Below are 11729 nucleotides of genomic sequence, written 5' to 3'. Positions count from 1 at the left end.
GTCGTCACCGCCTTGACGGTGGCGCTGCAGGCGACGATGCGGAGTGCTTGCGCCAGCCATTGCCTTGCTTTCCGATCTTGTCCGTGAGCGCGAACCCCCGGCTGTACTGGCCGGTGGAGATCGCGCGCAGGTCGTGCGCCAGGCGGAACAGCAGTTCCGCCACCTGGACCCGTTCCAGCAGCATGTCGAGGTGCGGTGTCTTCACCGTGGCGCAGTTGGCGCGGTAGACCAGGATGGTCAGGTTGAAGCACTCCTCGTGCAGCTTGCGGCCCAGGGTGGCCTTCAGCTCGCGGGGCATGTGCTTTGTCAGTTCCATGGTCAGCAGCATCAGCTCGTAGGTCAGCTTGTAGATCGGCAGTTCGGTATGGATGGCCATCGAATTACTAAATCACTGAATAATTAATCTGCGGACAGCGCGCGCCCGGCCCTCGGCCGACTTGAGGGTGTTGCCCTGGACGCCATCGTCGAAGTTCTGGACCCACGCGTAGGTAGGGTACGGGGCGTACTGCGTGCTGGACCAGTACCAGCCGTCCAGGAAGAGCTCAGGGACGTTCGTCCACATCAGGCGGAGCTCACGGCGGGATGGCAAGTAGAAGTCGCACAGCTCGCCGATTTCGAGGTCTGCAGCCCATTCGGCGGCTGGGTGGGCATGCTCCGAACGGATCAGCGCCACGGTGTTAGCCAGGCCGTCGTATTCGCTGCACGCGTCCTGCATGTCGACGCCTGGCGATCCCCAAGCGATTGCGGGGTTGTAGGCGCCTGCGTCCGTCGGCACGATCAGGTGATAGTCGGACTGGCCGTCCTCGCCGCGCATGATGCCGGCGTAGATGCCGCCTTGGCCCGGCCACTCGGCGCCGATGCGTGGCACGGCGATGAACGGGGCTGGTGCGGGCTTCTTGCCCATGACGCGGTCCAGCCAGGCCCCGACCAGCGAGTCGGTCGGCACGGTGAGATGGCCGTCGCCAATGTCCACGGTGATCATTTTGTGCACTACTTCCATTTTTTACTCCAGCGGTGTGGTTGAGCGCCGGGCTGCTTGCCCGGTTCGAATTGATGAAGGACTAAATTTCTAATCTGCGGACAGCGCGCGCCCGGCCCTCGGCCGACTTGTGGCTGATGTTCTGGAGGCCACCGTAGAAGTACTGGAACCACGCGTTGACAGGGTTCGGGGCGTACTGCTCCGAAGACCAGTACCAGTCCGGCTGGAACTGGTCCTTCAGATTGCCGAACAGGATGGCCTGCTCGCGGCGGGTAGGCAGGGCGCCGCCGAGTTCGGCTGCCGCCGCCATGGCCTTGTCCCAGGTGAATTTCTTGTTGTCGCGGCTGGCGATCAGAAACAGGTGATAATCGGGCTGGCCTTCCTCGCCGCGAACGATGCCGGCGTACATGCCGCCATTGGCTTCCGACTCCTCGCCTATGCGCAGGTATTGCGGTTTCAGGGTTGGGGCCGCTTCTTGGGTGTTGGTTTCCATGTGACTCTTTCGTGATTGTTATGCGCCGACGGTGGCGCGCTGCAGCTGCTCAACGGGCATCGGCCATGGTTCGCCCTCCAGCGTGTCGGGCACGTTGACCAGGGCCACGCGACGACCATTGCTGAGGTCCATCTTGAAGCCGATCACTTCGCCCTCCTGCGGGCCGTGATCGGTGTCGAAGTGGACCGCCATGCCGACGGCGATGTCCTTGTTCTGGTTCATCGCGGCCATGGTTACGGCTTGCCCATCAGGACGGTAAAGCCAGTCGCCTGGGCCGATACCACGTAGCCGGCGAACGCTTCCTCGATGGCGTTTTCCGCGCGGTCCAGTTCGTACCAGAACTTCACCTTGCTGGCGGTTAGGCGGTACTTCAGGCGTGCGCGGATTTTGTAGCCAACGCCGTTCTTGAACAGGCGCAGGCCGATAGCGAATTCACGCGGGATTTCCAGCGTGCCGTCGGCGCCGGCGGTGGTGCTGACGTTCTCGCTGTAGCCCAGCTGCACCTGGCCGTTGTCCAAGCGGCGGTGGCTCTTGAAGCTCACCTCGGACTTTGCCTGCAGCGTCAGCGCCACGGCCATCAGCGTTTCGCCTGACGGTTCGGCGATATCGGCGATGTTGTCTTCCAGGAAGATGGCAAATTCCTCCTGCTCCATCTGCTTGCCGCTGTGCGACAGCCAGTTGGCGAACTCGCGGGTCAGCTCAGCCTTGTAGACGGCGCGGTGATCGCGCCAGCCTGGCGTCTCGTCGTCCGCGTAGTGGTCGTTCAGCACCGCCGTGAGCGTGCGGTTTGCGGTGTCGGCGTAGATATAGCAGCGGGTGTTGCTGGCCTGGTCCAGCAGGTACTTACTCAGGCTCTCCATGGAGTCCAGATGGCTCGTACCGGCCTTGCGCTGCGGCGTTTCTGCGACCGCGTGGATCGCCTTGGTCAGATCGATGTGCTGGTAGCCGCTCGGAGCGACCAAGTGGAAAGTTCCTTCGATTTCTTTCACTTCGGCGCCCGCGTTGGTGAGGTCGCGGATAGCAGAGATCAGGTCGTCGTTCGCTGGGGTGGTGGGCGTCATTTTGCGGCTTCCTTCAGAGTGGATGGTGGTTGGGTGCTGGCGTCGCGCAGGTCCAGCACGGACTGGCGCGGGTGGTTGCGGGACAGCTCGTTGTCGTCGGTCAACCAGTAGAGGTCGGAGCCGCGTTCCGGCGTCGGCAGTTTGGCGATGATCTTGTCCTTGATCATCACCTTGTCGACATCCTGGCCCTTGCTGGCCGGGCCGACGGCGATCTGCAGCGTGATGCTGCCGCCCTTGCCGGTGTCCTTCACGTGCTTGAGCAGCTCGTTGAGATGGCTGCTCAACTCGGCGTGCGTGCGGCCGTCGCGCAGCTCCTGCAGAAAGACAGCGAATGCTTTGGTGCTCATGGTGTGGGTGGCCTTTCTTGTTGTTTGAGGTCAGTACTTCTTGCCGCCGACGGCCAGGCGCGCGGCTGGCTTATGGTCGGGCCGCTGGGCGTTGTAGGCCATCTTTTCGGCGATTGCGGCGCCCAGGTCGAAGCCTTTGCTGCCGGCCAGGTCAAAGATGCGGATCACTGCGTCGGCCAACTCAACTTCCAGCATGGTGCGGGCCGGCAGCTTGTCGTCCATGAGGCTCTTGCGGTCGCCCTCCATACCCTCGGCGATTTCGGAGACGATCAGCATTAGCATCTCGCCCGTGTTGCGCTCGATCGCTTTGCCGGTTTGCGGGTTCGACCACCAGCCGGCCGCCAGCGCGGCGCCGTGGCATTGTTGGTTCAGGATTTGCCCCGCTACATGGAGCGCGGGCGTGTTCAGTTCAAAGTTCATGGCTCTCTTTCAGTCGTTGTCGTTGGCTTGCAGCTTTTTCACATCAGGCCGCGCGCGGCGCTGCATATGCCGACGAGCCAAACATTTCAGGAGCGCCGCCTGTGCGGGATGCTTGAGCATCTCGTCCAGCGGCACCAGGGAGGCGGTGGCGCGGTGGGCAATCTCCAGCGCCATGCGGTCAGGGTCAGGGCGCGCCATGCTTGAAACCGTGGCGTTTGACGTGCCACGCGCGCGCCAGCGCTACCCCGATGGAGGCGCCGCATTTGCGGAAGTGGCTGTAGTACACGATCAAGGTAAACATGGAGTTCTCCTTCAAAGGTCCTGCTGCGAATCGTCAGGCGGCTGCGGGTTTGTGTGCTTCAAGGTGTGCCCGCCAAAGGTGATGGCCCTCTTGCTGGCCGGCGTAGTAGGCGTCGTCGCTGGCCGTACCGGGCTGGTACAGGCGCGGGATTGGAATGCGCAGGAAGCGCAGCTCCAGCACCGCGCGCACGCCGCGCTTGTATTCCTCGCTGCGCGGGTCGCGCGGTCCGGCGAACGCTGCCGCCATCAGCGACTCCACCCAGGCGCGGGAGCTCTTTGGCTGGCTCATGGCGCGCCGATGATGGCCAGGAGCTTGCGCAGCAGCGCAATCGCGTTGTGCGACACCACGCCGGTGCGCTCGTAGTCCAGATCCACCAGGCGGCACATGTTCGCCAGCTCCTCGCTGTGCGCCATGCGCGCCGCCATGAGGCGCAGTGTGGCGGCCGAATAGCCCGCCGCGCCCGCCGACACCGTGCGGCCGATGAACTGGCCTTGCTGGTTGTAGAGCGTGTAGCAGCCCTGCGAGCACAGACGGGCGCGGACGCCGCTGTCGCGCTGGTGCGCCTCCAGATGCTCCTGGTGGGCGCGCATGCGCTCAGCGAACTGCTGGGCGTTGGTGGTGGCAAGCGGGTTGATCACCATGAAACGGCGATCCTGTTCACCGATGGGCATCGCGTCGGCATGGCCGGACACGAAGACCATGTTCAAATGGGCTGGGGCTTTCATGGTGATCGTGCTTAGGCAGCGGCATCGACGAGTTCGGCGGCGGGTGCTGCTGCTTCCAGCTGCGCGGCTTCGGCAATGGAATTGATGAAGGACTGAATGGGCAATCTGCGGACAGCGCGCGCCCGGCCCTCGGCCGACTTGCGGATGAGGTCCTGGTTGCCATCGTCGAAGGTCTGGCCCCACGCGTCGTCAGGGTCCGGGGCGTACTGCGTGCTGGACCAGTACCAGCGTGCGGCCAGGGCGTCTGCTGCGCCTTCTTGGAAGGCTGTCAGCTGCGTCTGGCCTGGCGTGTCCTCGCTGTATTCCTCGCCGGCCGGGATGCTGCTGGCGTTCGCGCCGTCGTTGCAGGCGAAATTCTCGTAGTCGGTCGGCTTGAAGTGGCGGTACAGCAGCTCCAGCTCGTCGCGCGCCGGGATGTACCAGTCGGCGTAGCCGTTGATGATCAGCGCCAAGGCGGTGGCCGCCAGCATGCTGCCAGCTTCGGCCATTGCGATGGTGTTGGCATGGCCGTTCACCAAGGATTCGGCGCCTGGGACGGTGTCGTAGCGGGAGTTCCAGGCGCCGTGCAGCTCGCCGCCCGCTTTGGGCGACAGAATCAGGGCGAATACCTGGTCGGCATCGCGGATCAGGCCGGCGTAGAAGCCGCCGACGATAGCCGTGCCGATTGGCAGCAGTGCTGCTGGGTCGGTGTGTTCAGAAAGGGCAGAAGGTGCTGCGAGTGCTTGCGGTGCCATGTGGCCTCCATCGGTGGTTGGTGCGTCGATGAAGTAATCTTAGGCATGCCTAAAAATTTAGTCAAGCAATATTTTCGGTATGCCTAAATATTTACCCGGGCACCACTAAGGTGCGCAAGAAATGACGTTGTGAGGGGGAGGGTGGAAGGGGGGGGCTGGGACTATAATACGAATGCGTAACCGTTGTTCAGAGTCCCGATGACTTGGGCTTGATTTTCGGAGCTTTCACTGAACGAAACGAGCAAGTCTGCGCCGCCTAAGCCATGATCTAGCGCGTTCATCCAATAGTCGTAACCGCCCTGGTCTGGGGCACGATGTAAAACGTTTTTATATAAGGCGTTGACGATTGTGGAATTAGAGGGCTTAGCACCATAAAGGTTGGAAAATTCTTGAGATTGCATAAAGGAGCTAGCAGCACTCGTCAGCGACAGTCCCGACTCCATGCTTTTTATCCAGTAACCCAGCCCCGCCTCGTCAGGCGCTCGGTTGAAGGCGGCTTTATAAAGCCTGTAGGCTTCGGCTGAACTTCCTGCAGTTTCAAAGGATATAGTTCGGTCTTTGAACTCTACTCTCTCAATATTTCCGAGCGTATCGAGTGCGGTTGGATCAGTCTTATCGATGACAGTAACGCCAATGGCCGTACGTAAAACGGTAAATTCTGAACTTGATCCAGAGAACACGACAGTATCGCGCCCCGCTCCACCGTCTATTACATCGTTGTCGGTAGTTGCTATTAACCTATCGGCCAACTGTGTGCCTGAGATTATGTTCGATTTTCTCGCCGGTATCGTGTCCTTGTCCTGCCACACGCCTAGCCCTACGCCCTTGTTCGATGAGGCAGATCCTTGATACCAAGACGCGCTGACGTAGTACGTTCCCGTATAGGGGGCTACAAAGTTGGTATGATCTGCACCATACCCTCCCAAGCCATCATCCACGGCAATAGCGTTACCGAGATTGTCGTAAACAATTAGAACGAATGGATCAAAAAAGCTAGTGCTTAGCACATCGTACGTGGCGCCTTTGAATGCTTGGAAGGAAAAAAGATCGTGTAACAGCGCATTATTATCGGCACCGACATAATACGCCCACGATTCAAACGCGCCAGCTGTAGTGGATGTGTTCGGCTGGAATTCAAGAATTCGAGCGACTGACATTTCGAGGGCCGTCAAATCCTTAAGTTGATCGTATGTTGTGTAGGTCATTTCGCACACCCGTGGTTAGAATTTTAATTATAGTAATTTTTGTAATCACGAAATCTATCCAAATCTAACTGATCAGCTTAATTTTTTCCGTCTAAATTCTGTCGGTCTCTCGACGCACGACACGCCCAACAATAATACATTCGCCATTCCGGCAACTCTTGCGGTGATACTTGCGTTGATCCGGATTGTCAGACGCTAGCCACCATTCGCCACGGTCGCGGATGAGGCGCTTGATGACTGCCTCGCCTTCATAATTAACTGCGAAGACTGCACCATCTTCCATGCGGTTGTCGGCCGTGTTCACGATCACCTGATCGCCCTGGTAGAGATTGGGCTCCATACTTTCCCCCTTGACCGACAGTGCGATCAGCTTATCGGGTGAGTACCCGTTGCGGTCTACCCAGTTCTTCGCGACACTGAGCCTGCTGCCGTCGTAGATGTCTGGGATGGTCTGGAAGCCGGTAATGCCTGCTTGAAGTTCCAATTTCACCTTCGGAATTTGATAGAAGTCAGGATCGCCATCCTCCGCGATCACCACGCGCGCTGCGCCGCTCAGCATTGAAGTGTGAGATGTTACATGCATGGCACCAACACCCTCAAGTAGCCATGCCGGGCTGATGCCCAGCGCGGTGCACACTCGGATTAGGTTGGCGCCCTCGATCATCTTGGTCTGACCGCTTTCCCAATCGGTGACGGTAGGTGCAGATACGCCAACCAGCCTCGCAAAGGCGGATTTTTTTATTTCACGGGCCTCTCGGGCCTCGGTAAGTCTTCTATTCCATGTCATTAGGTAATCCTAACAAGATTCACTTAAGGCATGGCTAAAGTTTTGCTTGCAAATATTATTCGGCAAGCCTAAACTTTAGGTATGTCTAAAATTCTCACGCCTGATCAGATCATTGACGCCTTGGGCGGGACGTCCGAAGTTGCCGCGCTCTGCGACATTAAACCTCCGTCCGTATCCGAGTGGCGGCGCGCGGGGATTCCGAAGGCTCAGCTCAAATATCTGCGTCTCGCCCGGCCGGAGAAATTCGCCGAGTTGGATGCGCTAGCCGATGGCCACTCCGGCCGCCAGCCGCCCACCACCAACAACATCCTCGACACCGTGCCGGACCATGCGGCCGTGGTGTCAACCCAGAATGTTTTGAGTCGCGGCCGGGATCGCCGCAGTGGATGATAGTGGTGGATTTGATGATGAATTGCCGGCCAATGTTGGTCGGCTATTTTTTGCCCATTTTCTTGTAAATGGGAAATTAAGTTGGGCTGGCAATTTTTCATAGAGTCATCTTGCCGAGGTTTGTTGATGTTTACATCATTCTTTTTAAGGGTTTCCGTATGAACATACTCGACGCATTTCACGAGACCGTGCACAGCGCTGATGGTGGCTGCGAGGCGCTGGCCGTCCGGATGGGTATGTCGGCGGCGGTGTTGCGCAACAAGGCCAACCCGAACGCTGCCGGCAACATCGTCGGCCTGATGGACGCGGACCGTGCCATGGGGCTGACCGGCAACCACGCTGTGCTGCACGCCCTGGCGGCAAACCATGGCTACGTCTGCGTCCAGGTCGGCGACCAGATCATTGCCAGCGACCTGGCGCTGCTGGAGATCGCCATGCAAGCCTGGATGGCCAATGGCGCGGTGGGCGCATCGGTGCAAGAGGCGCTGGCCGACGGCCGCATCCAGCAGCACGAGGTCGTCCGCGTCAAGGAGCAGGTCATGCGCGCCACGCGCGTGCTGCACGAGCTGGTCGCCCGCATGGAAGGCATGGCCGAGAAATGAATATCGGCGAACTGCTGATCGAAATGCGGTTGCATGGCCTGCCGGATCTGCCGGACGGCCATCCTAAGCTGATCGGGAAGATCCAGCGCTTCGGCAAGGGCAGGAAGGCGTGGTACCAGTTGCGCTCGTTCAAACTGAAGTCCGGCCAGGAGGTTGTGACCGGAGCCTTTGGCTTATGGCAGGGGCAGGACCCGGGCACCGTGTCGGTGGTGGTGGACTGGACCGGCGTGAGCGACGAGGAGCGGGCTGAGGCCGAGCGCCGTCAGGCTGCGTACGCCCAGGAAGAGGTGGAGCGCCGCAACCGTGCTGCCGAGCTGGCCGCCGGGCGCGCCCGTCGCCAATGGGCCCGCGCGGCGCAGGTCGAGGAACCGCAACTCGTGCCGTACCTGGCGCGCAAGCGCATCGACGGCGACGGCGCGCGCGTGGACGAGAACGGCGTGCTGCTGGTTCCTGCCCGCCGCTACGTGGCCGGCGAGCGGCCCGATCTGGTCAGCGTGCAGAAGGTCCAGCCGGACGGTGAGAAGCGCTTCAACGATGGCGCCGACATGGTGGGCGCGGCCTGCCTGCTCGGCGCGCTGACACCGGAGTCGCGGCTGATCGGCATCGCCGAGGGCTACGCCACCGGTCAGTCCGTGCGCATGGCCACGGACCGCGCCTTCCCGATCATGGTGGCGTTCAACGCTGGGAACTTGATGGCGGTGGCGCGGCGCCTGCGGCAGGACTTCCCGGATGCGGCGTTGTTGTTGCTGGCCGACGACGACTGGCTGCTCGAGCAGCGCTACATGCGCGACATGGCGGCTGACTTCGGGATCGCCGCGGCGGCACCGATCGACGGCGCCGACCACCAGGTCGTCACCGAAGACGGCACCGGCGCGACGATGTGCGCCACCTGGCGCGAGGATGCCACCGGCACCCGGTACATCGACGTGGACGTGCGGTCCGGACGCCGGATGCGCACACCCAAGTTCGAGAACGCAGGGATGTCGCGCGCCCGCGCCGCCGCGCGCGAAGTCGGCAACGCCCACGTGGCCTGGCCAACCTTCGCCGCGCGCGGCGAGAACAAGTGGACGGACTTCAATGACCTGCACGTCGAGGAATCGCTGGACGAGGTGCGCGCGCAGCTGGCGGTCGTGCTGGAGCGTATCGGCGCTGGCGAAGCGCCAGTTGGCTTGCCCGCTGCGCCTTCTGGTGATCCTTCCTGCCTACCCGTTTCCCCCGTACCCCCATTGGAGGATGACCCAGTAGGCATCAGGGCGCCGACGGCAGAGCAGTTGATCGCGCACTTCGCTCTGGTGTGGCCCACCACGGATATCTGGGACGAGCTGCGCAAGCAGCGCATGAAGCGCTCGGCCTTCAACGCCTGGGTAGGCAAGGATGCCGCTCACGCATGGGAGAAGGACACCCGGCGCCGGACGATCATGCGGGACAGTCTGCCCGCGCTCGTCGGCGGCCGCGCAGTGCCCGGGGGTGCCGGGGGCGGCAAGTTGGGCGAAATGCTGGACAACCTCACGCTGCTGCGCGGCACCGAGACCGTGTGGGATGCCATCGGCCAGCAGGTTATGACTCTGGGCGCTGTGCGGGCCGACTACACTGCGGACCTGACCGGCAAGTGGCAGGAGCATGCGTTGCGCAAGACCATCGAGGCGCGGAACCTTGTGTTCGATCCGACGCAGACGGCGGACCCAGAAACCACCGTCAACATCTTCCTCGGCTGGCCCTTGAAGCCGAAGCCGAATGCGGCCCTGGTGGAGCCGATCCTCGCGCTCCTTGAATCCTTGTGCAGCGCCGAGGACAACGTTGACGAGTGTGTGGCCTGGATCCTGCGCTGGCTTGCGTTCCCGCTGCAGAACCCGGGCGCCAAGATGCAGACTGCGCTCCTGATGTTCGGCGAGAAGCAAGGTACCGGCAAGAGTCTGTTCTTCCAGGACGTGGTGGCGCCGATCTACGGCGACTACGGCACCGTGGCCAGCCAGCACCAGCTGGACTCCACCTTCACCGCCTGGCGCTCGCGCAAGCTGTTCGTGCTGTTTGAAGAGGTATTGTCGCGCGACGACAAGTACAGCCACAACGGCACGCTGAAGTACATGATCACCGGCAAGTCGATGAGCATCAACCAAAAAAACTTGCCGGAGCGGACGGAGCGGAACCACCTGAATGGAACCTTCCTGTCCAATGAGCCGCAACCCATCCCGATTGAGTTGGAGGATCGGCGCTTTATGGTGATCGAGGCCCGGGCCAAGCAGTCCAAGGAGTTCTACGACGAGGTCAGCGCTGCTATTTCAGCCGGCGGGGTCGAGGCCTTCTACCACTTTCTCTTGAGCTTTCCGCTGGACGGCTTCAACGAACACACCAAGCCGATGATGACCCTGGCCAAGGAGCGCGTGATCGAGTTCGGCCTGAACGGCTGGATGTCGTTCCACCGCTCCTGGAAGGACGGCTACCTGGCGGCGCCTTACTGTTCCTGCCTTTCCGAAGACCTGTTCAAGATATACCGGCGCTGGTGCGACAAGACGGGCGAGAAGCCGCTCACGCTGTGCAAGTTCGCCGGGCTGCTGGCCAGCCGCGAGCACAAGGTGAAGCGGTCGGTGGCGGTGGGCGCGAAGGGTAAGACCACCAGGATGATCTTCGAGGTTAAGGCGGAGGGCGAGACAGAGTCCGTCGAGAAGCAGATCGATCGGTTCCGGAAACTGGGTGACATTCGTGGTGACGGCATAGCCGACGAGCAGGGTTAATTGCAGGCGCTAGCAGGGTAGACAACCAACCCTGCAACGTCGTAGGCCGCATGAATACTGGTGTGTAGCAGGGTAGATGGGGTTTGCAGGCTTTTACCGCGTATGCGCGTATTTTCATGGAGTCAGGTTTTTGGAGTGTTTCTCTCGCATGAGGAATCGGAAACGCTGCATACCCTACATACCCTGCCAAGGATGAGTGTATATGCGGGCTACAGCGTTGCAGGGTTTGAAGTAAGGCCTGAGCAACCCGGCAATGAGGTGAAATTTTAAAGGAGCAGGAGATGGTTGCGATTCGTAGGGTGGAGATAGTGGCGGCGCGGCATGATCCGTTGGACGTATGCCTGGGGATATGGGTGCAGTGGCAGCGTCGCAGCGACGTTGGCATAGGCTGGCATCGCCGCTCGGCCATGCTGGCCAGCGAGGCCAGCGCCGACTCTGAGCAGCTATACGACAGCATGGACAACGCGGCCGCCGAGGCCGTAGAGGCGATGATGAGCGGCATGCCGCGTCACCTGGACTGGGCATTGCGTAAGCAGTGTGGTATTGCCACGATGTGGAAGTTTCCTCACCTGAGTTATGAGACGGAGCTTATGGAGGCGCGCGCGTTGCTCGAAAAAAAATTGAAGAATAATATTGCTACCCGCAGTTTTTTTCTCTAGAATCCAACACCAGAGGGACGGTGCACGTCCCAAGCTTTTGAAAGCCTCGCTAAACGCGGGGCTTTTTGCATTGGGCGATCACTTTGTGAGGCGGGCATGGAAGGCGAGACGCGGTGGGCAGAACGTCCGACCCGCGAGCAGATGGAACTGCGCGCTGATCCGCTTGAACCGCCGCCCGACACCGACGAAATCCGGCGTCAGCTTGGCTGGCGCCTGCTGCAAAACAACGCGCGCTATCGCAGAGACGAGGATCACCATGACGATCGAAGCTGAGCGGAGGTGGCTGATGATCGC

At 60.9% G+C, this 11729-nt stretch carries 18 protein-coding genes; 5 read left to right on the top strand and 13 right to left on the bottom strand.

What is annotated here, in order from left to right; genetic code table 11:
- Positions 1–4: 4 nt before the first annotated feature.
- From AC07S4_RS05355 to AC07S4_RS05295, 13 genes are all read right to left on the bottom strand, one after another.
- Positions 5–376, bottom strand: coding sequence for a four helix bundle protein (locus AC07S4_RS05355; RefSeq protein ID WP_494985656.1), 372 nt, complete (start codon positions 374–376; stop codon positions 5–7).
- Between the two features lie 12 nt (positions 377–388).
- On the bottom strand, positions 389–1000 hold the full coding sequence (locus AC07S4_RS05350; protein ID WP_494985655.1) for an Lcl C-terminal domain-containing protein: 612 nt from the start codon (positions 998–1000) through the stop codon (positions 389–391).
- 61 nt (positions 1001–1061) lie between these two features.
- The gene (locus AC07S4_RS05345; RefSeq protein WP_494985654.1) at positions 1062–1472 is read right to left on the bottom strand and encodes an Lcl C-terminal domain-containing protein; all 411 of its coding nucleotides are present in this window, start codon (positions 1470–1472) and stop codon (positions 1062–1064) included.
- Positions 1473–1490: 18 nt separating this feature from the next.
- A complete protein-coding gene (locus tag AC07S4_RS05340; RefSeq protein ID WP_494985653.1) occupies positions 1491–1703 on the bottom strand; it encodes a hypothetical protein in 213 nt (70 codons plus the stop codon).
- Between the two features lie 2 nt (positions 1704–1705).
- Positions 1706–2533, bottom strand: coding sequence for a DUF2303 family protein (locus AC07S4_RS05335; RefSeq protein WP_494985652.1), 828 nt, complete (start codon positions 2531–2533; stop codon positions 1706–1708).
- Complete coding sequence (locus AC07S4_RS05330; protein WP_494985651.1) at positions 2530–2880, bottom strand: YfdP family phage-associated protein; 351 nt, start codon at positions 2878–2880, stop codon at positions 2530–2532. Before AC07S4_RS05330 ends, AC07S4_RS05335 begins: the two co-directional genes overlap by 4 nt.
- A 30-nt stretch (positions 2881–2910) precedes the next feature.
- Complete coding sequence (locus tag AC07S4_RS05325; protein WP_494985650.1) at positions 2911–3300, bottom strand: nucleoside triphosphate pyrophosphohydrolase family protein; 390 nt, start codon at positions 3298–3300, stop codon at positions 2911–2913.
- A gap of 9 nt (positions 3301–3309) precedes the next feature.
- On the bottom strand, positions 3310–3498 hold the full coding sequence (locus tag AC07S4_RS05320; RefSeq protein ID WP_056394681.1) for a hypothetical protein: 189 nt from the start codon (positions 3496–3498) through the stop codon (positions 3310–3312).
- Positions 3499–3634: 136 nt separating this feature from the next.
- Positions 3635–3889, bottom strand: coding sequence for a hypothetical protein (locus AC07S4_RS05315; RefSeq protein WP_494985649.1), 255 nt, complete (start codon positions 3887–3889; stop codon positions 3635–3637).
- Positions 3886–4326, bottom strand: coding sequence for a hypothetical protein (locus AC07S4_RS05310; RefSeq protein WP_494985648.1), 441 nt, complete (start codon positions 4324–4326; stop codon positions 3886–3888). The genes AC07S4_RS05315 and AC07S4_RS05310 overlap by 4 nt, the downstream gene beginning before the upstream one ends.
- Before the next feature lie 11 nt (positions 4327–4337).
- Positions 4338–5060: an Lcl domain-containing protein gene (locus AC07S4_RS05305; RefSeq protein WP_494985647.1), complete on the bottom strand. Its 723-nt coding sequence runs from the start codon at positions 5058–5060 to the stop codon at positions 4338–4340.
- 161 nt (positions 5061–5221) lie between these two features.
- On the bottom strand, positions 5222–6265 hold the full coding sequence (locus AC07S4_RS05300) for a DUF4214 domain-containing protein (protein ID WP_494985646.1): 1044 nt from the start codon (positions 6263–6265) through the stop codon (positions 5222–5224).
- 91 nt (positions 6266–6356) lie between these two features.
- The gene (locus AC07S4_RS05295; RefSeq protein WP_494985645.1) at positions 6357–7052 is read right to left on the bottom strand and encodes an XRE family transcriptional regulator; all 696 of its coding nucleotides are present in this window, start codon (positions 7050–7052) and stop codon (positions 6357–6359) included.
- Between the two features lie 81 nt (positions 7053–7133).
- On the opposite strand from AC07S4_RS05295, the gene AC07S4_RS05290 reads away from it, so the two are divergent.
- The 5 genes from AC07S4_RS05290 (at position 7134) to AC07S4_RS05270 (ending at position 11708) form a co-directional block, all read left to right on the top strand.
- Positions 7134–7442, top strand: a complete 309-nt coding sequence (locus AC07S4_RS05290; RefSeq protein WP_494985644.1) for a helix-turn-helix domain-containing protein — start codon at positions 7134–7136, stop codon at positions 7440–7442.
- A 158-nt stretch (positions 7443–7600) separates the two neighbouring features.
- Positions 7601–8044: a phage regulatory CII family protein gene (locus AC07S4_RS05285; protein ID WP_494985643.1), complete on the top strand. Its 444-nt coding sequence runs from the start codon at positions 7601–7603 to the stop codon at positions 8042–8044.
- Positions 8041–10776 carry a DUF5906 domain-containing protein gene (locus AC07S4_RS05280; RefSeq protein WP_494985642.1) on the top strand — a complete coding sequence of 912 codons (2736 nt, stop codon included), beginning with the start codon at positions 8041–8043 and terminating at the stop codon, positions 10774–10776. Before AC07S4_RS05285 ends, AC07S4_RS05280 begins: the two co-directional genes overlap by 4 nt.
- A 281-nt stretch (positions 10777–11057) precedes the next feature.
- Complete coding sequence (locus tag AC07S4_RS05275; protein WP_494985641.1) at positions 11058–11435, top strand: hypothetical protein; 378 nt, start codon at positions 11058–11060, stop codon at positions 11433–11435.
- Between the two features lie 96 nt (positions 11436–11531).
- Positions 11532–11708, top strand: coding sequence for a hypothetical protein (locus AC07S4_RS05270; RefSeq protein ID WP_494985640.1), 177 nt, complete (start codon positions 11532–11534; stop codon positions 11706–11708).
- Positions 11709–11729 lie beyond the last annotated feature (21 nt).

The sequence above is a fragment of the Pseudoduganella sp. GW821-FHT05F09 genome, from assembly GCF_059419605.1.
Note: the sequence above shows the minus strand (reverse complement) of the source record. Positions and strands in the feature narration are given on the sequence as shown.